The organism is Mesobacillus sp. MER 48 (assembly GCF_023714225.1).
GTDB classification, from domain to species: domain Bacteria; phylum Bacillota; class Bacilli; order Bacillales; family Cytobacillaceae; genus Mesobacillus; species Mesobacillus oceanisediminis_A.
Window position 1 is genome coordinate 1 of record NZ_JAMAUR010000007.1, and the last position, 24,067, is coordinate 24,067.

Below are 24,067 nucleotides of genomic sequence, written 5' to 3' on the forward strand. Positions count from 1 at the left end.
GGGGCGAACAGTTTAGCTGACGAGATCCAACTCCCACGCACCCGTACGTTCTACCCTGGCTACTGAAATAATAGGTCCTATAAAAAAAAGAGCCAACCAGTAAATACTGGTTAACTCTATAATACGAAGCACCCTCTAAATTAATAATGAAATGAATACGTATTGTATATTGTCTTCTTACTCACGAGCAGCTTAATTGAAACCAGAGATAAAGATTGTAAATCCAATGTATTAGTGATAGCCTGTACAGACATAGTGTCTTTTCCTATGTAAAGGAGTAAATACACTATGCTTAGTAAGGATGAACACTTACTATTTATAAGAGAACTTGGACGTTTACAGAACGAGTTAAAATACTGTAGCGATGACCAAGTAGGGAATGCTATTCAACAGGACATTCTACTACTCCTAAACGCATTATCTTTGACTGCTAGAAATTAGCAGTTTTTTTAATTCCGTCCATATGTATAAATACACTATCTTACTAAACATTCCTGCTTTGTATGTTCAATATGACTCTTTAGCTTCTGTTTCTAAAATTTTGGAGTGACATTAGGATTAGAGATGATGTGGCAAATAAGAGGATAATCCCTACCCATAGTCACATTCCACCATAAATACCTCGTATACTCCTTCAACAAATAAAAAAATGGCTCCCAGTCATACTGGCAGCCATTTCTATTTAAAAGGGGGATTTTACAAAGGTTAAGCAGCGTTGCGTTCGACGGCTTCTCCGCGTTTGAATACAGTTTTGCGGATGAATGGAACAACCCAGCGGTCCAATCCGTATTTACCGGCGTTGAAGCCAGCAGCCAGGATGATGAACCCGAAGAAGATGTCAGTTGGGTTGTGAGATACGGTTCCGGCTAGGAAGAAGCTGAAGTTCATCACGAGTCCGAAGAACATCGCAGCAGTTGTCAGTGTTCCAAGCAGCAATCCAAGTCCAACAAGGAATTCCCCTAGCGGCACGATTGTGTTGAAAATATCCACATTCGGGATCGCGAAGTTTTCAAGGAAGTTCACGTACCAGCCATACACCATATTTCCATCTGGACCTTTAACCGGGTTTGCGACAGCTCCTTTTAAAAAGCCTGTAGCGTCGAATCCAGGGCCTGTTAATTTACCCCAGCCTGCAGTCATCCAGTTATATCCAAGCCATACCCTAATGACAGTCAATATACCAGCAGCAACATTGTTTTCTCTTAACCATTTAGCAAACATGTTCCTCACTCCAATAAGTTAATTATTATTATTACACTTATAAGATATCAAATTTATCTTGAAAATAGGGTGTTTTGTGAATGAATTCACAATTCCGTTGAAATCTTTTGAACGAATGGTGACAATGGCGTTTTTAGAGGGCAATTTTTAAAAAGGCTGCCTTCTCTTGACTATTGCTGATCATCTTTCTTCCGCAATTCAACCAACTTCCGTACTACAGGAAGAAGCAAAACTTCCTTTCTGCCCCCTGCATATCGCTCCAAAATTTAGACATCATAAAGATGACTAAACCAAACTAGGAGTGATCTGGATGAAAAAATCAATCATCATTGCAGGATGTGCAGTTTTTACAATGGGCCTGGCCGGATGCGGAGCGAATAATAATGCAGCCGATAACAATCGTGACCAGCAGGTAGAAATCAACCAGGTTAGACGTGGTCCTGTAGCTACCGAGGATAACAGACTTCAGCTTGCTGACCGTACGGAACGCCAAATTGAGCAGATGCCCGAGGTTGATGATGCACGGGTCATCATCTCCGATAACAATGCGTATGTTGGAGTAAGACTGGCGGACAATAACCTCGACAACGATGGAAATGCTCAGGTCAATGATGCACTGGATGGCAATGGCAGGACTTTTGCCAAAAATGGCCGCGTTGACCAGGATGACAGCTCAGCCGGGAATGATGGCATTATTGACGGGCAGGGCGATGCTGGAAAAGACCGCAGGAATGATGGCAATAATGGTGCCAATATATTGGGCAATGGAAATGACAATGACATGAATGGAACAGTCCGCAATAATGGCGAGACAGTAACTTTATTGGAAAAGCAGATTGAGCAAAGAGTCCGCCAGACTAACAAAGGGATCGACAGAGTTTATGTTTCTGTTGACCGCACCGCTTATAACAGAATGGGAACCTTCGCCGATGATATCCGCACCGACAGAAACAGGGACGGCCTGTTCGAAGATTTCCGCAATTCGATGGACGATCTCTTCAGAAGATAAAGTCAAAAGCATAGGATTTGCTTCCTATGCTTTTTTGCTGCCCATTAAAAACAGGAATTTCTCCCTTTCCTCGCGAAATATAGCTTAGATCTATACTAAGGGAGATTAACATGGTCGTTGACACTGAGATAAAAGAGGAGATCTTTGAAGCGGTCACACGCTTGTTTGGAATCGAAATTCAAAGCTGGAATCCAATCCATTTAGGATATAAAAACTTAAAATGGCAGGTCAAAACAACTGCCGGCGATTTATTTGTAAAGCAATATAACAAGCAGCGATATCCGGAGGAAAGGGTTCCCGGCCTGGAAAAAGCACTGCAGATTCAAAACATGTTGTACGGGGAGGGCCTGCCGTGTCCTAAGCTTTTTCCCTATAAAGGGAATTTTGTCTTGAATACGGAGAATGGCGAACGCTTCGTTCTCATGGGTTTTAATAAGGGATTCACCCTCCCACCGGGGAGCGCTAACTCTTCTCAAATGTACAGTCTGGGAAAGGTCATTGGCAGGATGCACGTGCTGCTTGAGAAAAATATAGCCAGGGAGCCGCTTCATTGGGATCTTTTATCAAAACCTGAAATGCTGGAAAACTGGAATGAGAGATATGAAGAAGCCATTGCTCTTGATTGCAGCAAAACCCTTCAAAATCTGGAGATACAAAGAAGGATTCTCGCGGAAAACGATACATCCTTATTTACTCAATGTGATAAAGGCTGGGCACATTGGGACTTGTTTGCGGATAATATTTTATTCAGCGAGAATGGTGTTTCTTCAATTCTTGATTTTGACCGGATGAATGTTGTCTATACCGATTTTGATATTTCACGGCCGATCTTGTCATGCTGCGTTGATGAAAATCGAATGAACGTGGATGGCGTTTTGGCATTTGTCAGCGGTTATCGGGAATACAAGGCATTACCTCTTGAACAACTGATCACTTCGATAAAACTAAACTGGTGGAAAGAAGCTGAATGGGTCCGGGTTGAGAAGCCTGGAGACTCCACGCCCCTTAAACGGTTCCGTGAAGAGAATGTGTGGATAGCGGAAAATTGGGATTGCCTGGAGGACTTGTTTTCAGGAATATAAAAATGCTGCCGGGATTTCCCGGCAGCACGATTTATGAATATGGGGGGAGTTAACTCAGGTTATGCTACGTTTCTGACACCATCTTCACCGCGTTTGAATACTGTTTTGCGGATGAATGGAACAACCCAGCGGTCTAATCCGTATTTACCAGCGTTGAAACCAGCAGCCAGGATGATGAATCCGAAGAAGATGTCAGTTGGGTTGTGAGATACAGTTCCGGCTAAGAAGAAACTGAAGTTCATCACTAGGCCGAAGAACATTGCGGCAGTTGTCAGTGTTCCAAGCAGCAATCCAAGGCCAACAAGGAATTCCCCTAGCGGCACGATTGTATTGAAAATATCAACATTCGGGATTGCGAAGTTTTCAAGGAAGTTAACGTACCAGCCATATACCATATGTCCATCTGGACCTTTAACCGGGTTTGCGACTGCTCCTTTTAAAAATCCAGTAGCGTCAAATCCAGGGCCAGTCAACTTGCCCCAGCCAGCAGTCATCCAGTTGTATCCAAGCCATACCCTAATCACAGTCAAGATACCAGCGGCAATATTGTTCTCTCTTAACCATTTTGCAATCATGTTCCTCACTCCAATAATTTAATTATTATTATTACACTCTTAAGATATCAAATATATCTCGAAAATAGGGTTATTTGTGAAACTGTTCACATTTCTGTTGAAATGTTTTGAACGAATTTTGACAGCCTTTCATTTTAGGGATCCTTTTGCTTCTAAAAGCACCTTTATGATTGCGATTCCAGCCGCATAAGGGTCCCCTTCTTCTCTAAATACATCCCCTTTCTTGCCTCATAAGGGTCCCTCTCCTCACTAAACGCACTCTTTCTTTCCCTTTCCAGCAATATAAAGAGGATTTAAACCGGCAGTTCTAGAATGTAAAAAATACGAGTCATGATTAGTACGTGGAGGGAGGATTTTTAACGTGTACGAACTGAAAACAAAAGAAAATGATCATAGTGTCATCAGCTTTATCGAGAGTGTAGAAAGCCCAAAGAAGCGTGACGATGCGTACAAATTATTGGATATTTTTACAGATACGACAGGATATCAAGCTAAAATGTGGGGGCCAAGCATCATTGGTTTCGGATCCTACCACTATAAATATGAATCCGGCCATGAAGGCGATGCCCCGCTTGTCGGCTTTTCACCGCGCAAAGCCAAGATCAGCTTGTATTTTGCCACTGGCGACACCGAAAGAGAGGCTTTGTTGAAGGATTTCGGCAAACACACCTCAGGAAAAGCATGTGTGTACATCAACAAAGTGGACGATATTGATACTGAAGTATTGAAAGCACTGATTCATCAGTCTGTTGTCTTTTTAAAAGAAAGATACCCTGCCAGATAAGGAGGAATACGAATGGAACCTGTAACAATCCCAGATCTTACTGCCAGGCCATATGGCTTCACCGTTGAAAGGATCATGAGTTCCCCGCCTGAGGTTCTTTTTGAAGCGTGGACCGAAAAGTTCGACGAATGGTTTGCGGCCCCCGGCACGCTAATTATGAAGGCCGAGGTCAATTCAGTTTTTTTCTTTGAAACAGTGTTTAAATTGGACGAAAAAAGTGAGATACAGCGGCATCCTCATTACGGAAGATTTCTGCAAATCGTACCGAATCGCCTGATTGAATTCACCTGGCTGACAGGTGCAGGTGGAACAGAGGGTGCAGAAACAGTGGTCACAATTGAATTAACATCTCATCAAAATGGGGCACTTTTAACCCTGTCACACAAAGGTTTCCCTAATGAAGAATCAAAAAGCCGCCATGATTCGGCTTGGGAAATGATCCTTGAACATCTTGATGAGAAAATGAGATAAATGGTTCCCAATCTCCCCTCCTGCAACAAAAATGTAAATAACTGGTCTTTTTAAAGACATATAAAACGGGAATTAAAAGGGCAAGAGTAGTTATTTTCAGATGGAGGGACCGATGATGAAAAAATCGACCAAAAATTTTGTACTGGCTTCCTTGCTATCAGCGGGCGGCGCTGTACTTCTGACAGCTGCCTACCGCAAGAGCCAGCGGGATGCGATACGTTTCCTTGAGGATACCGACATGAGGAACAGCGCGAAAATGGACCAGATGGAAAGTGTCGATGCGGGCATCGATCCCGCGGAAAAAGGGCTTACCCAGCTAGACTCTGCGATGCGCGCTGAGTGGATCGCAAATGGATTCCCGCAGACTCATATGGAAATGGAAGAATTGGAGAAGGAAACAGATGTTGAAAACAACACGAACTATGCACCGATGTAATAGGTATAAAAAGAACCTCACCATTGTCTGGTGAGGTTCCTTTTATGCATCATGCACAAGCCTGTTTTCTTTTTTACCATGTAAAAAGTAATAGAAGACAAAACCTATGAGAATCAGCGGCACCATGGCAAGATACAAGCCGTTATAACCATAATTCGGCACCATGAAGCCGAGCAAGAATGGCCCAACACCTATGCCCATATCCATAGCGATGAAAAACGTTGAGGTTGCGAGTCCCATGCGGTGCGGCGGTGTCATCTTGATGGCAATCGTCTGGGCGATGGATTGAAAATTTCCATATCCTAAACCGATCAGCGCTGCAGCTGCCAGGAAAATCAGACTGGAACTGACCTGGCTCAAGGCATACATTCCGACCGCAAATAAAAGCAATGCAGGGTATGCCACGCTGTTTGCGCCTCTGGCATCCATCAGTTTGCCAGTGAATGGCCGTGACAATAAAACGGCGATCGCATAAACGAAGAAGTACATGCTGCCCACCTCAGCAAGACCTGCCTCTTTCGCATATGACGCGATAAAAGAGAGCGTTCCTGAATATGAAAGCGCGATGATGAACATGACAATCGATACCGGAAGGGCATTTGGTTCAAAATAATTAGCCAGGCTGAACTTTCTGCTTTTCGTTCCATCGGCCTGGTAGTCCACGACCGGTTCTTTGATTGTGAGTGCAATCGGCAAACACGCAGCACCGACGACCAGGGAGAATATGAACATGCTTATATAACCAAACTCATTGATCATCGCCAGGCCAATCAGCGGGCCAATGGCTGTAGATAAAATCACACTCAAGCTAAAATAGCTGATCCCTTCCCCTTTCCTGCTGGCAGGAACAACCTGCGCCACAATCGTTCCGGTTGCTGTCGAAGCAAACCCGATCCCAATCCCATGCATGAAACGGATGACAAGCAGAAAATAGATGTTAGAAGGAATGAGATAAAGAGCAGATATAAGAACAAAAAACAGAATTCCTCCAAGCAACATCTTTTTGCTGCCAATCCTTGCAATTTCTTTACCGCCATACAATCTGGCAAAAAGAACCCCAATGATGAAAATACTCGAGGCCAGCCCCGCCATACTGCTGGTAGCGTCGTATGTATCGGCAGCGTATGAGGCCATTGTCACAATCAAAAGATACATCGACAACATAATGACGAAGTTCACGACCGAGATTGAAATAAAATCCTTCGTCCAAAGTTTTTCTTTTGGCATCAAGCTTCCTCCTCGCTTTACTTGTTGAATGCAATAGTCTATTTTGCTTGATAAAATTATTTCGGAAAACGAATTAAATTATAACGCTTTAACATGGATGTGTCCAGAGCCTTAAGTATCTGCCTGCATGCAACCATACTTTTAAAAATGCTATAAACCTTGTAGAGGTGGAGTTACCATGATCAAAAACATCACGGACAGCGCCACTAACCTCCCTTCCGAGCTGATGGCGAGATATGACATAACCGTTGTTTAGGATTATCTGAAAAAAGCAGAGCTGACTCCACAGGAATTTTTTCATAAAATGTTTGCTTCTAACGAGCTGCCAAAGACGTCAAAGATTACTCGGTACATATGCCGGGAAAATGGGATGATAATATCTTTTTAGACGGGATAAAATAAGAATACTTCAGCCACGCCTCCCCTCACACCACAGTTTTGTTCCAATCATAAGCGGGTAGTTTTATTTATTATGAAAGGGGAGTACATATGTGGAATGCAGCATTTTGGGGAGCAGTGTCAGGATCTGCAGTATTGCTAGGTTCCCTGGCGGCAATGATTTTTTCCATTCCTAAAAAGGTCATTGGTTGGATCATGGCCTTTGGCACAGGTGTCCTGATTGGCGCCGCTTCCTATGAACTGTTAGGAGATGCGGTTCACGAAGGCGGAATTTTCGCAAGCAGCATTGGGTTTGTCGCAGGTGCTTCTATCTTTACTCTGCTAGATCTACTAGTATCCAGAAAAGGAGCATCCGACCGGAAACGTTCTGGCAAGCAGGCAGCTGAAAATGCAGGAATTGCGATCTTTATAGGGACAGTCATGGATGCCATACCAGAGTCGATCATGATTGGCGCAAGCCTTCTTGAACAAAATACCGTTAGCTTCCTTCTCGTCATCGCCATTTTCATCAGCAACATTCCTGAAGGACTTTCCAGTACAGCAGGATTGAGGAAAAGTGGATATTCACGCCTGAAAATCTCAGTGATGTGGGTTTCCGTCCTGGTGATTGCCACGCTTTCTTCCTGGTCTGGCTACTTTTTTCTCAAAGATGCCTCGGAGGCTTTCATGTCTGGAATCTCAGGATTCGCAGGCGGCGGCATTATTGCCATGATCGCATCCACGATGATGCCAGAAGCTTACGAAGAAAGCGGACCCGTCACCGGCCTGATCACCGCGCTTGGTCTGCTGGCTTCATTGGTTCTGCATCATCTGTCATAAACTATGCCGGGCGACAAGCCCGGTCGTTTTCTTGGAGCTTTTCCTCTTTCTCGGGCACATATTCTTCGTTTATGTTACCGAACTCTTCTACTTTTCTCTTTTACGGGCACATATTCCCCTTTTATGTGACCCAACTCCTTCACTTTCCTCTTTTACGGTCACATAATCCCTTTTTATGTGACCCAACTCCTTCACTTTCCTATTTTACGGGCACATAATCCCCTTTTATCTGACCCAACTCCTTCACTTTCCTCTTTTACGGGCACATAATCCCTTTTTATGTGACCCAACTCTTCCACTTTGCTCTTTTACGGTCACATAATCCCTTTTTATGTGACCCAACTCCTTCACTTTCCTCTTTTACGGGCACATAATCCCCTTTTATCTGACCCAACTCCTTCACTTTACTCTTTTACGGGCACATAATCCCCTTTTATCTGACCCAACTCCTTCACTTTACTCTTTTACGGGCACATAATCCCCTTTTATGTGACCGAAATCCTTCACTTTGCTCTTTTTCGGGCAGATAGGACTCTTCAGCATTACCGTTCCCTTATGTATCTTCCAAATCAAAAACCTATGAAGCTTCATCATCGAGAGCTATGTCAAGAAGCCGGGAAAGTTCAAATAAAGGCTGCCAGCATCATACCGGCAGCCTTCACTCTTTTATTCAGTCATAATGTTTTCCATTTCATTGAATTCTTCTTTTACCGCTTTGCCTGGTCCTGTTGTGATTTTACTTACAACGATCACGGCAATCAGGCTCAGGAAGAATCCTGGGATCATTTCATACATGAACTCTGATAGTCCATCGATGCTGATCCAGATGATGACGGTTAGCGCACCGACAATGATTCCGGAGAGTGCCCCCCATCGGTTCATGTTCTTCCAGTATAGGCTCAGGAGCATGACCGGTCCGAATGCAGCACCGAAACCAGCCCATGCGTTACCGACCAATGAAAGAATTGTATCGTTTGGAGTGTATGAGAGCGCGATTCCGACTAATGCTACAAGCAGCACGGCTGCACGTCCAACAAATACTAATTCCTTGTCCGATGCTTCGCGGCGGAAGAACGCTTTGTAAAAGTCCTCCGTCAGCGCACTTGATGTAACAAGCAGCTGAGAAGAAATCGTACTCATGATCGCAGCTAAAATCGCAGCGAGCAAGAATCCCGTGATATATGGGTTGAACAGGATGTTTGCAAACATGATGAATACTGTTTCAGGGTTATCAAGTGCAACATCATTTACCTGAACATAAGCTATTCCAACTAGTCCAACTGCCAAAGCACCGATAATCGATACGATCATCCAAGTCATCGCGATTCTTCGTGCAGGCTTAAGCTCTTCTACAGAATTGATTGCCATAAAGCGTACAATGATGTGAGGCTGGCCAAAGTAACCAAGACCCCATGCCAATAGTGAAATGATTCCAAGGAAAGTCGTCCCCTTGAAGAGATCCATCATTGTAGGATCAATTGCACTTACTGTTTCCATGACATTTGTTGGTCCTCCAAGTTCTGTGAAAGCAACCACAGGCACCAGGACAAGCGCAAGGAACATGATGACACCTTGTACGAAGTCAGTCAAACTAACAGCAAGAAAGCCGCCGAATAGCGTATAAATGATGACGACACCAGCTGTCACGAACAATCCCGTACGATAATCAAGCCCGAATGCCGATTCGAACAAAGTACCGCCCGAAACAAAACCCGCTGAGGTGTACAGCGTGAAGAAAATGATAATAACAACTGCAGAGACAGAACGCAGAATTTTAGTTTTATCTGAAAAGCGGTTTTCAAGGAAATCGGGGATTGTAATTGAATCATTTGCCAACTCCGTATAAGTTCGAAGTCTTGGAGCTAAAATGAGGTAGTTCAAATAGGCACCAATCGATAGCCCAATTGCGATCCAGGCGCTGGAAATACCCGAGGCGTACATTGCTCCAGGCAAGCCCATCATCATCCAGCCGCTCATATCAGACGCACCTGCTGAAAGAGCAGTTACCGACGGCCCAAGACCTCGCCCTCCAAGCATATAGTCTGACAGATCAGACGTTTTGCGGTATGCATACAATCCAATGAGGATCATTGCAATAAAGTAAATCCCTAAAGATATAAATACTTCAAAAGTCATGAAATCTCTCCTTTTCGTTTTCCCTAAACGAAATAATTAACATAGTGGTAATATACTCAGGCATACAAAAAAATTCAGCCGAACCACACTGAAAAAATCTTTATGTTAATTATGCCGTCCAAGTTTTTTTTGCCCTCAGGGGGCTTACGGTTATCTAACCTAACAAACATCCTGAATTGTTTCAAGGATGTTACACCTTATTTTGAACAGGCAAAAACCGCGCCCTGACTAGTCCGTTGGGAATGGAAGCGCTTCCAAAATTAATAGAAGTAAATATATTTAAAAAATTCAGAAATGCTTATTCAGCGACTGTGCAAGTAATATTTATCCAAATTAAAACTCCATGAAAGCAAGGAGTTTTGATTATAATCCACAATTGAACAGTCATTTGCAATCACGGCACTTTCACATCAAGACAGACAAAATAAGGCTGCTCAATGTGATGAATGACTAACCAGGTAAAGCACCATGAACAAACTGCCCATTCCAAGAACAATCAGACTTGCATAAAACAATTTTCGCGCTAAACCTCCGATGAAATAGATGTTCAGCAGAACATAATAAATAAAGGCACTGCCGGCGATGAAAAGCAAATATTCTTTAAGGTACCCGACTGGCATTGGGTTAGTGATACTTGTCAGTACTAGCCCTCCAAATATGAATAGACCGATTATATTCATTACCTTTTTCAAATCTGAGTCCCGGTCCTTCTCATTTTTCGCATTTAGCTGAGTTTTCATCTTCCACCCCATTAATCAGACTTACTAAGTTCTACGATTTCAAACATCAAAGGTTCCAGTAAAAAAGAAAAACTACCCTCTTCCCAAGACAGGCACCCTTACCAATACATTTCCCCAGCATATCCTATATGGAAAGCAAATTATAAAGGAGGGAGTTTGATGAAACTATATTTAGATCCTGGCCACGGCGGCTCGGATCCTGGCGCGCAGGGAAATGGTCTCCGTGAAAAGGATTTGACCCTCGATATTGCGCTTAAACTCCGTTCAATACTGGAAAATAACTATAAAAACGTTGAAATCAGGATGAGCAGGACAGGCGATGTCACGAAAAGTCTGGTTCAGCGTACTGATGAAGCCAATTCATGGGATGCTGATTTTTATCTGTCGATCCACATAAACTCTGACAATGGTTCAGCCAGCGGGTACGAGGATTATATCTATAGCAGCCTTTCAAATAATTCATCAGCCGCGAATTACCGCGATACCATCCACACTGAAGTCATGAAACTGAACCAGCTCAATGACCGCGGCAAGAAGAATGCCGATTTTCATGTTCTACGAGAATCAAAGATGGATGCCATGCTCTCAGAAAACGGCTTTATCGATAATGCCCAGGATGCCGCCCTCATGAAGCAGGAATCCTGGCGACGCGATGTTGCCCGGGGACATGCCAATGGCATTGCGAAAGCATCCAATCTGACACCGAAGGATAATGTCGATCGGGAAGAATCAGCGACCGATAGCGTACAATCTCTACACAAAGTGATTGCCGGTTCTTTTAAGGATAGATCGAATGCTGATCAGCTAGCCGCAGACCTGAAAGCAAAAAGGTTTGAAAGCTTCGTAACAACTGCTGAGATTTCAGGCGAGACCTGGTACCGTGTACAAGCTGGGGCCTTTTCGAATCGTGAAAATGCAGAAACTCTGATCAAGCAGATTGAAAGCCAGGGAATCGATGCATTTATCACGACAGACTAATATGTATGAACAGCCGGATCCTTCCCGGATTCGGCTGTTTTCATGCAGTTACTGCTCGTAGCTTTCTTCCAGCTCGGTGATGTGCTTACCGACATATTCAACTGCCTCATGGATTGGTTCCGGCCTGGACATGTCGACTCCTGCCTTTTTGATTAAGTCCAATGGCTTCATCGTACCTCCAGCCTTCAACACTTCGAGCCATTTTTCCACTGCCGGCTTGCCTTCTTCAAGTATTTGCCGGGAAACCAGCGTGGAGACGGTTAATCCGGCAGAATACGTATATGGATATAAGCCCATATAGTAGTGTGGCTGATGCATCCAGGTCAGGCCGGCTCCTTCATCCATTTCAACAGAATTTCCCCAGAAATTTTTCAAAACCTCCAATTTCAACTTGGATAATAAATCTGCTGTCAACGGTTCTCCCTTTTCAGCCAGATTGTATACCCTGCGTTGGAGCTCTCCCTCAAGCAGGTGGGTAACAAAATTATGATAATATGTCCCCAATAACTGCAGGATGACCCAGCGCCTTTTACGAGTGTCGTTTGTGTTTTTCAATAAATGATTTCCAAGAAGCATCTCGTTCATCGTTGACGGCGCTTCGATAAAGTACCTCGATGGGCGGGTGTTCGTCATCCTCTGATTTTTACCTGCCAGGTAAAAATGGCCGGCATGGCCCAATTCATGGGCGAGTGTGAATGCACCGCGCATCGTATCTGGCCATGTCATCAAAACGTATGGATGTGCGCCATATGGACTCGAGCAAAAAGCCCCCGTACTTTTCCCTACATTGTCCGCATAATCAACCCATCTCTCGGATAAAGCTGTCTTGATCATCTCGCTGTACTCTGGTCCCATTATTTCTAACGCTTCTTTCACTGTTTCAGCCGCTTCCTCGTAGCTAGTCTCTATTTTATAATCCGGGTCCAAAGGGGCTTTAAGATCGGCGTTTGTCATCTTATCCAGGCCTAAGACACGCTTTTTTAAATTTGCATAGCGCCTCATATGCGGAGCCAATTCTTTCTGGATGACATCCAGCTGGTTATCGTACATCTCCTGGGTGACCTGCTGATCATGCAGAAGCATTGCCGTGGCAGACTCATAGTTCCTTAGCCTGGCCATTGTCACTTCTTGATTCACCTGGGTTGCGTAGGTTGCAGCAAATGTATGTTTATACCGGTTCAAGGTCTTGTTAAAAGATTCATATGAATTCCGCCTTACCATACTGGAAGGCGATGAGGCATATTTTCCTGCATACAAAGCAAAAGATAAAGGAATTTCATTTTCCTCATCATCAATAAAAGGATCGAATTGCATATCAGACAATTTGCCGCGATTATAAATATTGTAAGGCGAACTGAACAATGAACCGAGAGCTGCCAGCGTTCCCTCCGTTTCCTCACCAAGTGCATGCGGCTTCCGATCCTGCAGGTCGCTTAAGTACTTTTTGAAAGGCTCTAATCCTGGCTCCTCATTTAAAAAACTCTCTAGTTTCCCATTCGGAAGCTTGATGATTTCCGTCTCTGCAAAAGCCAGCTCCGCATTGACAATCGACTGGGCATCACTTGCCAAAGCCGCATCCTTCTGCCTTTCAGAATCGGAATGGTCAACCGATTGCCGCAAATCTGCATACATCGAGACAAGGTTAAGACGCTCCAACAGCTTCTCTCTTGCCTCAAGGCATTCGAGCAGTTCAGCTGCACTATTCCCAAGCTTCCCCTTATATTGAGTAACTTTCGGCAAATCTTCCTTGACAGCCTTCAGTTCCCTCTCCCAGTCCTCTCTCGTTTCAAAAAGAGCAGTCAAATCCCAAGTCTGTTCTTGATCCACATCCTGTCTTTTCATTCGTTCATTTTGTTTCGCCATCTTGCTCCCCTCCTCATGATTTTTCGTCTATTACAGCTATACCACAACAAAAAATCAATACACTTGGAATCTTTGGACGTCTCAGAGCAGTAAAAAGCCTGGCACTCAAACAAATGCCAGGCTTTGTCTCCACTGTCAGATGTCCATAGTCCATCTCTCTTCTTGCGTCTTTTTAAGCTGCTTTTCTGTCTCCTCCGGATAGACTGTCCGGAATTTATGATGGTCGGCAGGAATGATCTCAACCATTTTTGTGATCATGTCCTCAGGATCAAACTGATCCTTCAGTCCTTCCTCCTGCTTTTCCATATCCTCTTTCCTGGTAAAATTCTTCTCCTCATCGTACCACTTCCACTTTTCCTCAGCTGCACGCTTATTGAAGCCCGTTTCAAACGCTCCAGGGTTGATCGTCGCTACTTTCACATTGAATTCCGCAAGCTCTGACTTCATTGTTTGCGCGATTCCTTCAATTGCATGCTTGGTAGCCGTATAAGGTCCAACATAAGGCGTAGCCGATATGCCAGCCATCGAGCTCATGAAAATGATTTTCCCGCTGCCTTTCTCCACCAGCTTTCGCGCTGCGATTTGCACCGTTTCAAGCGTGGCAAACACGTTCACTTCAAAAAGCGCGCGGATCCGGTCCATCAGCACCTCGGCCAGCGGTCCGCCCTCATTGATCGCCGCATTCGCGACAAACACATCAAAATCATATTCACGGATCTGTTCACGATCCCGCGCATTGGTTATATCAAGCTTGAACACTTCCATATCAAGTCCAAGATCCTCAGCCTCTCGCATCAAATCCGTCTTCTGCGAAGTCAGCTCCGTCGTCGCAATCACACGGTGACCCTTTTTCGCCAGGCCCAGAGACGCTCCTCGGCCAAGACCGCTCCCGGCACCCGTGATAAAAATCGTTTTTGCCATGTCTGATTCCTCCAATCCTATAACTCTAATAGTTTCATCTTCCCACGAGAGTGTCAGCCGAAACATGGAAGTCATCCATGTAAAAAAGCCCAGAGTATTAACTCTGAGCTTGATGCGGCTTGCAATCAATATAGTGACTTGAGTTTGGATACCGTTCACCCTTCGAAAATCCAATAGAACGGTAGAATAGATCACCTTGTTCCGTGTCAGTGTGAAGCACCAGAACCTTATAATGCTTACTCGCTTCATCCATGATTCCTTTTACCAGAAGGCTTCCGATCCCGTGTCTCCTAAACGCCTTCCTGACATAAAACCTTCTCAGCCTGCCAATCTTATGCCCATTCGAAAACGGATCCTGGTTTAAGCCGCCAATTGCAATTAGAGTTCCTTCCTCACTGAAAACGCCAAACAGGCCTTCACCCGCAAGGCTGAACGTATTGCTGCCATTTTTATAGTCATTGATCAATCTTTCAACGAAACGAAATCCCTCCTGCTTGCTTTCAGCGAACAGATCATCCAGCTTCATATCCAGCAGGTTATTTATTTGTTTGACCTCATATTTCCCGATCATGTTCCCCTCCAGTTCTATCAATCATTTATTTGTTCCGCTTCACAACGCAGGCTATAAAAATACTGAATAATCTCCAATTCGTTTTTGATCGATTCCCTCAGCTTTATTAAAGTTCGCTTCCCTGCCCTCCGGTCGATCAACGCAAGAATTTTCACGACCATATCTTCGGATTTCAAAGCCTGATCTATTGGCAGATTCAAAAATTCTTCTACACTATCGTAAAAATCGTACTGTGCATAGATTCCTTCTTTTTTTACCAATTCGTGTGCTGTAACACCTATCTCACGATTAATTCCGGGATCATCATAGCCCATTTCATTCAGTCTGTGTAATTCACGATCCTTTCTATGAAGTCTTATATCAGAAGTAATCGTACACATATTAAGAACTTCCTTTTTATCCACTGTGACAAATGCCCTTCCCATCTGATCGTGTGCCCTTCGATAGTTAGTGACTGTAAAATTCACTCTCCCTTTAAGAGAATCGCATATTAAACTATCCAATCTTTTCTTCAACTTACTCCATAGTTGGCTGCGCAATTATGCAAGCTCCTCCTCCATAACCTCTTGTATTAACTCTTCCAAACTCCCAATACATTTCTGCACTTCAGGCAAATGATAGAACGTACTGGTTGTTTCGAAATGATCCACTTCGCCATTTGGTGAATATAGATAGATTCGTTTCCCAAGTCCAAGTGCTATCCCCATTTCGATATGGCTGCCTTTTCCTGCTGGCAAAAGAACGATCACGACATCGGCCTCCATGACTGCGGCCTTTTCTTTTTGGCCTATTTCTTTTAAGTCTTTAAATGTAGAGGCTCTTTCATTCCTCGTCCAATCATATGTCTGAATATAACCTCTATCGATCAGCTGCTTGCTGATATACCGAACTGCCTCTATGTTCTTAAAGCTCGATGCAGCGTAAAACTTTTTCACTTTCCTTTTCCCCCTCTAAAAAAAGACCGCCGTCCAAAGGCAGCCTACGCTATAAAACTCACTTCCAAACTTCCTCCAGCGTATCCCTGAAAAGCTGGTCCAGCTTTGGGGTGAAATCAGGCAAATCAATTTCAAGTGTTGATGCATATTCTCTTAATCGTGTAATCTCTTCGTTCAGGAATTCGTTGATGACATCAATTTTCGGTTCAAAATCCAGTTCATCCCCGCTTATTTTCCTTTTCAGCAAGGTATCAATCTCGCCCTTCAATTCCCCTTCAGGCAAAAGGTCCTCGAGTAGTTTCGGAAATTCTAATGGCGGGAACTCGTTGTACTTTTCAATCCATCGGGCAGCCAGGACCGGCCTTAGGACATAAAAATACTTTTTGATTTTCACTTGATCTCCCTGCAAGTACTCCCTGAAATTATTGCTCGCCATATTCAAATAATGGTGCAGGCAGGAATTCGGCGCGAAAACCTCTTTGCTTAGCTCCTTCATCTTGTCGACAGTTGAAAAATCCTCATAGTACACGATCCCTGATCGCAGCCATTCCATTAACGGCGGATTTGATTTTCTGAATAACTTCAGGGCCTTGGTCAGTTCCCACCCGGTGATATCCAGCAAATCATTGATCGGCAATTCGATCACATCTCTTTTCTTGCCGATCCCCATCTGGTCAATCGTCAGATAGTCTTCTTTTTTATGAACATAGATGAAACGGACATCATAATCACTATCCTTTGAAGGAAATTCCCAGGCCCTGCTGCCGGATTCAACCGCATACAGGATTTTTACATCAAAGTCTTCTTCTATTTTTGCAAGCGATCTTAAAATGGTCTCTTTCAAAACGATTCTCTCCATTCACTTTGCTGTTTTCACGGCCCATCTGATGGCCAAAAATAGATACAGGATTGCGGCATATATAATGACGCTGATCATATAAAAAACTGGACTATCATATTCCCTGTTGATTCCGTGCATCCTGTCATACTCTTCAGCTGATATAAAATATGACCTGATGCTCATCACCGTAAACAATAACAGCAGCAAAGCAAGAATGGCCTTTTTATGTAAAATCAACCTCTTCAAACTCACCCGGAAAGCCTTTGAAAACGCCACATTACCATCCAAACGATATCGATCGTTAAAAGGAGTCAGGAAATAGACCATCAGCCCGCCCCAGACAACTGCAAAGACCACTATTGCTGTGAGTTGCATTCAGATCCCCCGCTCGGTTGCTTTCCTGCCAGGTGTTTTTTATACGCAACCGGACTTTGCAAATGCTCCGGAATGATTTCTGACACCTGCTTCTGCTCCGAAACCTCCTTTATATCCGGCGACATGATCACCAGCCTTTTACGAATATCATTCAGCAAGTAAACCGCTCTGAATAAACTGCCTGCAATCACCCCAAATGCAATTACACCGCCAAAAATCGGCCCGATCACTAGTAAAAAATATCCCAGAACCAGGCTTAGTAAGATCGCTAATAACAAATACATGCCCGCTCTCTCCTAATTCAATAAAATGAAATTCCCTCGAAACTCTCTCTCATTGACCGCAATCCTCGTCGTCAAATCTTTAGTGCGCAGCACATACTCTTTTACACCGATGAATTCGGAATCAGCTATCAAATAGAATTGTGTCCCTTTCTTCAATCCCCTGAAATTCTTTTTAAGCATATATCTCTTCATTCTCGTTGCTCCTGTAGTTTCTCTTCGTTTATTTCAACAAAAAGAAGCGTGAATCCTGCTGATTGACGCTTCTGCTGGTAATATTCAATTACTCTAAAAGAAAAAATGCTGCCAGGATTGGCAGCATACATTCTATTCAATTAACGTGAAGCTTTCGGCGGCTGGCACACTTCGCACTTGCGCTGATGATTATCCTTGAACTTCTTGAATGATTTTTCGAAATTGTTGCCGCATTCGCATTTAAACAGTAGTTTTTGCGAAAAGCCATGGTACTCCGTCGTCAAAAGCTTACTCGCCGAATTTTTCTCTACAAACTCTTTAATCTTATCGATCGTCCATCGCTTGTTCATCTTTATACCTCCATATTTGAATCGCCAGGCGGAGGCTTATCAGGCATCCGTGCAATTTTGGGTGAAATTCATATAATCCTGAGTTCCTCATTATACCATGTGCAGACATACAATTATATAAACTGTTTATTCCTTATTATCCTTTTCAAGCAGCTCTATAATCCGATCCAGTTTTTGTTCCATGCTCTTCTGCTTGTCAGGTCCCATGACCAGTGACCGAACTGCATAGAAAACCGCAGCGAACATTCCGATTAGAAAAATGAAAAATAATAGTTGAAATAACAGATCCCCAATATTCATATTATCCACCCTTTTTTACCCAATTTTATCATAATTTAGTGATAAATAGACCTAATCCATTTACATTCCACCCCTGCTGGATTTACTATTAAACTAAATTCTGGACAGGGGTGGTAATTTTGGGAAAGTTTAGAGTGGGAATAATCGGAACGGGTTTTGGCGCAAAAGTCCATGCACCAATGATGGACTACCACGTAGGGTTCGAGGTTGTAGCTGTATCGAGTGTATCGAGGGGCAATATTGAGGAAGCAAGGAACGCAAGCGGGATTGAAAATATCTATACTGACTGGCGGCAAATGCTTGAAGAGGAAGCTCTCGATTTAGTAGTGGTCGCATCTGCAGTTAATTTACATAAGGAAATGGTTAAAGCTGCCTTTGAGAAGGGCGTCCATGTAGTATGTGAAAAACCAATGGCTCTGAATGTTGCCGAAACAGAAGAAATGATTACGGAGAGAGACAAGGCGGGAAAACTTGGGCTGATCAACCATGAATTCCGCTTCCTTCCGGCCCGTACAAGGGTAAAGGAAATCCTTGAGAGTGGGAAACTCGGGGAAGTTTTACATGTCCGTTACTTGTGCTCATTTGCGAGCTATACTGGCCTGGTATCAAAACCCCGCGGCTGGCTGGGACAGGAAGAAAAAGGCGGCGGCATGCTTGGCGCGATTGGCTCCCATATGACAGACTCCCTTCAATGGTGGCTTGATAGCAAATTTAAAGAGGTGTTTGCGCAGCTCCCAATCCATGTTCCCAATCAGACGGATGATAACGGGAATACAGAACACCGTACAGCGGATGATGCTTTCCAGATCATCGGCTCACTGGAAAACGGCGCGACTGTAACACTGGAACTCATTTCTGCTGCGCGCAAAACCGAGAACACATGGCGTCTTGAAATATTCGGTACGGAAGGCACCCTTGTAATGCTGGATGACAATAAGGTCCTGCTTTCCGCCGGAGATTCACCACTCGAAGAAGTTGAACTGGTGCCGGATATAGAAGCTCCTTCTGGTATGCCAGAGGTTGCAGCCCGATACTATAACGGCTTCCAGAGGGCTTTGGATGCGCTCCATGAAACGCTGGTTTCCGGAGAAAAGCACCCCTATCTCGCAGATTTTGAGCAGGCACATTCGACACAAAAAGTATTGGACGCAGTCAGGACCTCTGCTCGCGAAGGCAGAAAAGCAGCAGTGAAATAAACGATCCCAGTTTGGAATTACAGCCACAATTATGTGAGGTAAAGTCTAAAGATTGCTCAGGCTCACATCCAAATTATTAATCAAACGTTTGATTAATAATGCCTAACGCTGTGGCCGATGGGAAAAATGGGTTTAATCAACCCTGTGGTTTTGCAAAATAACCAGGCATGAGTCCCATATCCAATTGGACTCATGCCTTTTTTATCCCGAGAAAGAAACCTAATCAAATATTAGGCTGTCGTTCTACATCTCACGAAGCATAGTATTCAATGTGCTTAATTCCTCTTCAATCGCGGCAAGACGATTTTCCAGCGGATGGAGATTGCCTTTTACGGATTCCAATTTCTCGAGATTATGCTGGAGCTGCAGGTACTCATCCTTTAGTTCGACGATTTTGTATTCAATTTCTCTTTTATCCATTTCCATTCCCCCTGCTTTGACGTTTTCTTCCTATAGGATAGCATTCTCCAAGCTTTTGGGCACACAAAAAGGCGTACAGCATTGTACGCCCTTCCATCTGATTATTTATTCACTTTTGATAAAAGCGTGATGCTGTAGATAGCTGCGAGACCTACAAGAATGTAGACTACCTTTGCGATTGGGCTGTCCATGCCGCCGAAGATTCCTCCGACTAGGTCCCATTCAAATAATCCAACTAAAAGCCAATTTAGACCGCCGACAATAAGCAATACTAATGATAACAGATTTAAAGTTTTCAAGATAACACCGCCTAATGTATAATTTTTGTATAACCTTTCGAAATTAATTATACAAAACCTATACAAATAATGCAAACATTTTAGATAATATTTTCAGAAAGTTGATTTAACAACATTTTGTCTGTGTAATTTTTGTATAACTTATCTATAATGAGGAGTGGAGGTGAATAGTTTGTATAGCATTAAACAGGTTTCTGAACGATTGGATATTCCTGCGGTCACAATCAGGGCTTGGGAAAACCGCTACAATGTCGTTACGCCTAAAAGGACGGAGGGCGGCCACCGATTATATAGCGAAAAAGATGTTGAAACACTCAAATGGATCAAGAAACAGGTGCATGAAAAAGACATGAAAATCAGTGATGCAGTCCGGCTTTTACAGGAATCTGCGCCAGCACCTGCCACACCTCCATCTGAAAATAGTAAATTCAGCGAGTTGAAAGATGAGCTCTACAATGCCCTGGTCAATCTAGATTCCCAGAAAGCGAATCAGCTTACGGATCTCGCTTTTTCTTTATATGACTTTGAAGAGGTCTTCCATTTTATCCTGGTTCAGGTTTTGTATAAGGTCGGGGATGAGTGGGAGAAGGACGTTATCAGTGTCGCCCAGGAGCATTTTGCTTCGCAGTTCATCCTTAACCGCTGCAGCCAATTTTTGCGGGTCCTCCCTGTTCACCCCGCACTCCCAAAAGTACTGGCCTTTTGTCCAGAGGGGGAACACCACCAAATCGGGCTGATGGTCTTCAGTTTATTCTTGAAAAAGAAAGGCCATGACGTCATCTATTTAGGCCCTAACACCCCTCTTGAGGGATTGGCGGATTTGATAAAAATGAAGGACATCAGCATTGTGGCCATCTCGATGACCAACCCTTCTCCGATTGGCAAGCTGGAGGATTGGATTCGTTCTAGTCTGAAAATGGATCCATCCCTGAAATTCATCGTTGGAGGAAGCTGCGTCAAAGACTGTCCGAAGCTTGAATCCAAATCGGTCACCTACTCGCTCGGTTCCGACTGGGATGAATGGTATGCCTCATATATGCGATGATGTTTAACAAAAATGCCTTAGACAAGCTGACACTATAGAAAAGCGAAATGATAAGCTTGAACTGTAGTATTATGAGGGAGGATTATTTGTGAAAAAACTTTTACATCCAATTACCGATTGGGTCTCAACAAAGCGCGGCATGTGGATCACACTTATCGCCTGGCTTGTCCTGATGGTCGGCTTAAGTGCTGGTCCGATGCTTAGCGAGTACAAAACGACCAACTTTCAATCGCTTCCTGATGAAGCAAAATCGATGATTGCCGAGAAAAAGACGGAAAAACTTTTCCCGAACGAACAGGGAACGCCGGGAATCCTGGTTTTTCATAATAAAAATGGTGACATCAATCTGGATGAAGTCAAAGAAATATTGAACGGAATCATCGCTGAAGATATTGACGGAATTGACAATATTGTCAATATCAGTGCGCTCCCGCCCCAGGCATTGGGCGGCTTTATCTCTGAGGATGGGTCGACGATGATCGTCCCGATGGAGCTGGAAAAGGGACTCGGAAACAGCGAGTATTCCGAGATCAACGACAAGACACTCGAAACCGGCAATAAGATTGCTAAAAATCTTGAAAGCACAGAGTTTTATATTACAGGACCAGCCGGGATTGCCGGAGATACCGTCAAGCTGTTTGAACAAGCTGACTTTGTCCTGCTGATCGCAACAGTCCTTATCATTTTGATTTTGCTGATTGTCATTTACCGCTCACCCCTGCTCGCGATCATCCCGCTGCTTGCGACGGTCATCGTCTATCAGGTCGTGAACCAAACTGTAGCGCTCATGGGTGCAGGTGGCCTGGAGGTCAGCAGCCAGACTTCTTCGATCATGAGTATCCTGCTTTTTGCAGCGGTCATTGACTATTCCTTGTTTGTTTTCTCCCGCTATCGCGAGGAGCTGAACAAATATGAAAGCAAATATGAAGCAATGAAATATGCGATGCGTGCAACTGGCGAGCCTGTGTTCTTTGCAGGTGGCACTGTTCTCGCTGCCATGCTTATCCTGTTCTTTGCCGATTTCCGTGATTACCTGAATTTCGCACCCGTTTTCGGGACGGCCATGTTCTTCATCATAATTGCATCGGTCACGCTGCTGCCGGCGCTGTTCACGTTATTCGGACGCAAAGCATTCTGGCCGAAGGTTCCAAAATACGGTCAGGAAACCGAAGTAAAGCATGGAATCTGGGGGCCGGTCGCCAGATTCGTTGTCAACAAGCCTGTCATCTCGGGCGGACTCGTCGCTGTTTTCCTGGTTATCACCGCATTCAATGTCCTCAACCTCGACTTTGAATTCGATACGGTAAAAAAATTCCCTGAAGACCTGCCGTCACGAGTCGGGTATGAAATCGTCGAGGCCCGGTACGATAAAGGGGAACTGGCACCAACAACCATGCTTGTTGAAAGTGATGACGCTTTTACAGAGGAAGATACAAATGCCATCATCGAACAATGGCAAAAATATGATGAAATTGCGTCCGTCCGGGTTTCTGCACAATCCGAAGATCAGAAGGCCCTGAAGCTCAGCGTTGCTTTATCGATGAATCCATATTCCATAGAAGCTATTGATTTCATCGGGAAACTGCGCGAAGAAACGCCTGGGTTATTGAAGGATCTTTCGATTGACGGCGAAGCTTATTATAGCGGAGTCACAGCAAAGCTTCTGGACGAACGCGAAATCAATAACAGAGATATCGTAAAAATCGTACTCCTTGAAACCATTTTGATTTTGGCTCTATTATTCGCTCTTACTCGATCACTGAAGATGTCCATCTACATGATGGGGACTATTCTGCTGTCCTATTTATCAGCACTGGGGCTGGGAATCTTCCTCGTCGACGTCCTATTCGGCTTCGACGCATTAAGCTCCCGCGTCCCTGTCTACGCCTTCATCTTCCTGGTGGCACTGGGAATCGACTATAATATCATCCTTGCCTCCCGATTCATGGAAGAGCGAAAAACACACAGAGTGAAGGATGCCCTGGAAATCGCGATCCGCAATACCGGCGGCGTGATCTCATCAGCCGGTGTCATCCTGGCCGCAACCTTCGCAGCCCTTACGACAATGCCAATCGCCGACTTGTTCGTATTCGGCTTCATCGTCGCCGTCGGCATCCTGCTCGACACCTTCCTGGTACGCGGCATGCTGCTGCCGGCTCTGATCCTATTCTTTGAAAAGGATCAGAAAACAGCTGTAGTGCAGGAAAAATAGAAAAGGCAGTCCCGTTTTGATATGGGACTGCCTTTTTTCATGACCAGAGGTGTGTTCGTTTCTCGATACCGATGACGGACATTTTTTCTCGATTCACTCATGTTTCTGTCCATCATCACCTTGATGACGGACACTTTTTCTCGATTTCATCTTGTTTCTGTCCATCATCGCCTTGATGACGGACACTTTTTCTCGATTCCCTCGTGTTTCTGTCCGTCATAGCCTTGATGACGGACATTTTCCCACGATTCCCTAGTGTTTCTGTCCGTCATATCCTTGATGACGGACATTTTTCCACGATTTCCTCGTGTTTCTGTCCGTCATAGCCTTGATGACGGACACTTTTTCAGAATTTCCTCGTATTTCTGTCCGTCATAGCCTTAAAG

The 24,067-nt window shown here is 44.2% G+C and carries 28 protein-coding genes; 10 read left to right on the forward strand and 18 right to left on the reverse strand.

The window, feature by feature from the left end:
• Positions 1–705 precede the first annotated feature (705 nt).
• Entirely contained in the window at positions 706–1,221 is a 516-nt protein-coding gene (locus M3593_RS19240) for a DoxX family membrane protein (protein ID WP_144480180.1), read from the reverse strand.
• Positions 1,222–1,531: 310 nt separating this feature from the next.
• On the opposite strand from M3593_RS19240, the gene M3593_RS19245 reads away from it, so the two are divergent.
• Entirely contained in the window at positions 1,532–2,230 is a 699-nt protein-coding gene (locus M3593_RS19245; protein ID WP_251544593.1) for a YhcN/YlaJ family sporulation lipoprotein, read from the forward strand.
• A gap of 110 nt (positions 2,231–2,340) precedes the next feature.
• Positions 2,341–3,312: a phosphotransferase gene (locus M3593_RS19250; RefSeq protein WP_251544592.1), complete on the forward strand. Its 972-nt coding sequence runs from the start codon at positions 2,341–2,343 to the stop codon at positions 3,310–3,312.
• A 59-nt stretch (positions 3,313–3,371) separates the two neighbouring features.
• Here M3593_RS19250 and M3593_RS19255 read toward each other — a convergent pair whose 3' ends face one another.
• Positions 3,372–3,887: a DoxX family membrane protein gene (locus tag M3593_RS19255; protein WP_251544591.1), complete on the reverse strand. Its 516-nt coding sequence runs from the start codon at positions 3,885–3,887 to the stop codon at positions 3,372–3,374.
• Positions 3,888–4,248: 361 nt separating this feature from the next.
• On the opposite strand from M3593_RS19255, the gene M3593_RS19260 reads away from it, so the two are divergent.
• The 3 genes from M3593_RS19260 to M3593_RS19270 all read left to right on the forward strand — a co-directional run bounded on the left by M3593_RS19260 (position 4,249) and on the right by M3593_RS19270 (position 5,578).
• Positions 4,249–4,671 (forward strand): DUF1801 domain-containing protein, encoded by a 423-nt coding sequence (locus M3593_RS19260; RefSeq protein WP_251544590.1) that lies wholly within the window; start codon positions 4,249–4,251, stop codon positions 4,669–4,671.
• Positions 4,672–4,683: 12 nt separating this feature from the next.
• Positions 4,684–5,142 carry an SRPBCC family protein gene (locus tag M3593_RS19265; RefSeq protein ID WP_251544589.1) on the forward strand — a complete coding sequence of 153 codons (459 nt, stop codon included), beginning with the start codon at positions 4,684–4,686 and terminating at the stop codon, positions 5,140–5,142.
• A 115-nt stretch (positions 5,143–5,257) separates the two neighbouring features.
• On the forward strand, positions 5,258–5,578 hold the full coding sequence (locus M3593_RS19270) for a hypothetical protein (protein WP_251544598.1): 321 nt from the start codon (positions 5,258–5,260) through the stop codon (positions 5,576–5,578).
• A 42-nt stretch (positions 5,579–5,620) separates the two neighbouring features.
• Here the strand turns inward: M3593_RS19270 and M3593_RS19275 are convergent, their stop codons facing one another.
• Entirely contained in the window at positions 5,621–6,805 is a 1,185-nt protein-coding gene (locus tag M3593_RS19275; protein ID WP_251544588.1) for an MFS transporter, read from the reverse strand.
• Positions 6,806–7,294: 489 nt separating this feature from the next.
• Here M3593_RS19275 and M3593_RS19280 point away from each other — a divergent pair, with 489 nt between their 5' ends.
• Complete coding sequence (locus M3593_RS19280) at positions 7,295–8,023, forward strand: ZIP family metal transporter (RefSeq protein ID WP_251544587.1); 729 nt, start codon at positions 7,295–7,297, stop codon at positions 8,021–8,023.
• A gap of 666 nt (positions 8,024–8,689) precedes the next feature.
• On the opposite strand, the gene putP is transcribed toward M3593_RS19280, so the two are convergent.
• Both putP and M3593_RS19290 read right to left on the reverse strand, forming a co-directional pair.
• Positions 8,690–10,159, reverse strand: coding sequence for a sodium/proline symporter PutP (putP, locus tag M3593_RS19285; protein WP_144480212.1), 1,470 nt, complete (start codon positions 10,157–10,159; stop codon positions 8,690–8,692).
• Positions 10,160–10,593: 434 nt separating this feature from the next.
• Entirely contained in the window at positions 10,594–10,899 is a 306-nt protein-coding gene (locus tag M3593_RS19290) for a hypothetical protein (RefSeq protein ID WP_144480214.1), read from the reverse strand.
• Positions 10,900–11,058: 159 nt separating this feature from the next.
• On the opposite strand from M3593_RS19290, the gene M3593_RS19295 reads away from it, so the two are divergent.
• Complete coding sequence (locus M3593_RS19295) at positions 11,059–11,877, forward strand: N-acetylmuramoyl-L-alanine amidase (RefSeq protein ID WP_285848122.1); 819 nt, start codon at positions 11,059–11,061, stop codon at positions 11,875–11,877.
• 48 nt (positions 11,878–11,925) lie between these two features.
• Here M3593_RS19295 and pepF read toward each other — a convergent pair whose 3' ends face one another.
• The 11 genes from pepF to M3593_RS19350 all read right to left on the reverse strand — a co-directional run bounded on the left by pepF (position 11,926) and on the right by M3593_RS19350 (position 18,509).
• The gene (gene pepF, locus M3593_RS19300) at positions 11,926–13,740 is read right to left on the reverse strand and encodes an oligoendopeptidase F (protein WP_251544585.1); all 1,815 of its coding nucleotides are present in this window, start codon (positions 13,738–13,740) and stop codon (positions 11,926–11,928) included.
• 135 nt (positions 13,741–13,875) lie between these two features.
• Positions 13,876–14,661, reverse strand: coding sequence for an SDR family oxidoreductase (locus tag M3593_RS19305; RefSeq protein ID WP_251544584.1), 786 nt, complete (start codon positions 14,659–14,661; stop codon positions 13,876–13,878).
• A 97-nt stretch (positions 14,662–14,758) separates the two neighbouring features.
• The gene (locus tag M3593_RS19310) at positions 14,759–15,232 is read right to left on the reverse strand and encodes a GNAT family N-acetyltransferase (protein WP_251544583.1); all 474 of its coding nucleotides are present in this window, start codon (positions 15,230–15,232) and stop codon (positions 14,759–14,761) included.
• A 17-nt stretch (positions 15,233–15,249) separates the two neighbouring features.
• A complete protein-coding gene (locus M3593_RS19315) occupies positions 15,250–15,771 on the reverse strand; it encodes an SF0329 family protein (protein ID WP_144480222.1) in 522 nt (173 codons plus the stop codon).
• The gene (locus M3593_RS19320; RefSeq protein WP_144480224.1) at positions 15,772–16,167 is read right to left on the reverse strand and encodes a TIR domain-containing protein; all 396 of its coding nucleotides are present in this window, start codon (positions 16,165–16,167) and stop codon (positions 15,772–15,774) included.
• 58 nt (positions 16,168–16,225) lie between these two features.
• Positions 16,226–17,011 carry a nucleotidyltransferase domain-containing protein gene (locus tag M3593_RS19325; protein ID WP_251544582.1) on the reverse strand — a complete coding sequence of 262 codons (786 nt, stop codon included), beginning with the start codon at positions 17,009–17,011 and terminating at the stop codon, positions 16,226–16,228.
• Between the two features lie 15 nt (positions 17,012–17,026).
• Entirely contained in the window at positions 17,027–17,383 is a 357-nt protein-coding gene (locus tag M3593_RS19330) for a hypothetical protein (RefSeq protein ID WP_251544581.1), read from the reverse strand.
• Complete coding sequence (locus tag M3593_RS19335) at positions 17,365–17,667, reverse strand: hypothetical protein (protein WP_144480229.1); 303 nt, start codon at positions 17,665–17,667, stop codon at positions 17,365–17,367. Before M3593_RS19335 ends, M3593_RS19330 begins: the two co-directional genes overlap by 19 nt.
• A 12-nt stretch (positions 17,668–17,679) precedes the next feature.
• Positions 17,680–17,859: a hypothetical protein gene (locus tag M3593_RS19340; protein WP_144480231.1), complete on the reverse strand. Its 180-nt coding sequence runs from the start codon at positions 17,857–17,859 to the stop codon at positions 17,680–17,682.
• A 140-nt stretch (positions 17,860–17,999) separates the two neighbouring features.
• The gene (locus M3593_RS19345) at positions 18,000–18,209 is read right to left on the reverse strand and encodes a hypothetical protein (protein ID WP_144480233.1); all 210 of its coding nucleotides are present in this window, start codon (positions 18,207–18,209) and stop codon (positions 18,000–18,002) included.
• A 126-nt stretch (positions 18,210–18,335) separates the two neighbouring features.
• Positions 18,336–18,509, reverse strand: a complete 174-nt coding sequence (locus tag M3593_RS19350) for a DUF4083 family protein (protein WP_251544580.1) — start codon at positions 18,507–18,509, stop codon at positions 18,336–18,338.
• Between the two features lie 119 nt (positions 18,510–18,628).
• On the opposite strand from M3593_RS19350, the gene M3593_RS19355 reads away from it, so the two are divergent.
• Positions 18,629–19,705: a Gfo/Idh/MocA family protein gene (locus tag M3593_RS19355; protein ID WP_251544579.1), complete on the forward strand. Its 1,077-nt coding sequence runs from the start codon at positions 18,629–18,631 to the stop codon at positions 19,703–19,705.
• A gap of 243 nt (positions 19,706–19,948) precedes the next feature.
• Here M3593_RS19355 and M3593_RS19360 read toward each other — a convergent pair whose 3' ends face one another.
• On the reverse strand, positions 19,949–20,125 hold the full coding sequence (locus tag M3593_RS19360; protein ID WP_251544578.1) for an SE1832 family protein: 177 nt from the start codon (positions 20,123–20,125) through the stop codon (positions 19,949–19,951).
• A 101-nt stretch (positions 20,126–20,226) separates the two neighbouring features.
• On the reverse strand, positions 20,227–20,424 hold the full coding sequence (locus M3593_RS19365) for a DUF378 domain-containing protein (RefSeq protein ID WP_144480239.1): 198 nt from the start codon (positions 20,422–20,424) through the stop codon (positions 20,227–20,229).
• 172 nt (positions 20,425–20,596) lie between these two features.
• Here M3593_RS19365 and M3593_RS19370 point away from each other — a divergent pair, with 172 nt between their 5' ends.
• Both M3593_RS19370 and M3593_RS19375 read left to right on the forward strand, forming a co-directional pair.
• Positions 20,597–21,469, forward strand: coding sequence for a MerR family transcriptional regulator (locus M3593_RS19370; protein WP_186326847.1), 873 nt, complete (start codon positions 20,597–20,599; stop codon positions 21,467–21,469).
• A gap of 88 nt (positions 21,470–21,557) precedes the next feature.
• Entirely contained in the window at positions 21,558–23,681 is a 2,124-nt protein-coding gene (locus tag M3593_RS19375) for an MMPL family transporter (protein ID WP_251544577.1), read from the forward strand.
• The last annotated feature ends 386 nt before the right edge of the window (positions 23,682–24,067 follow it).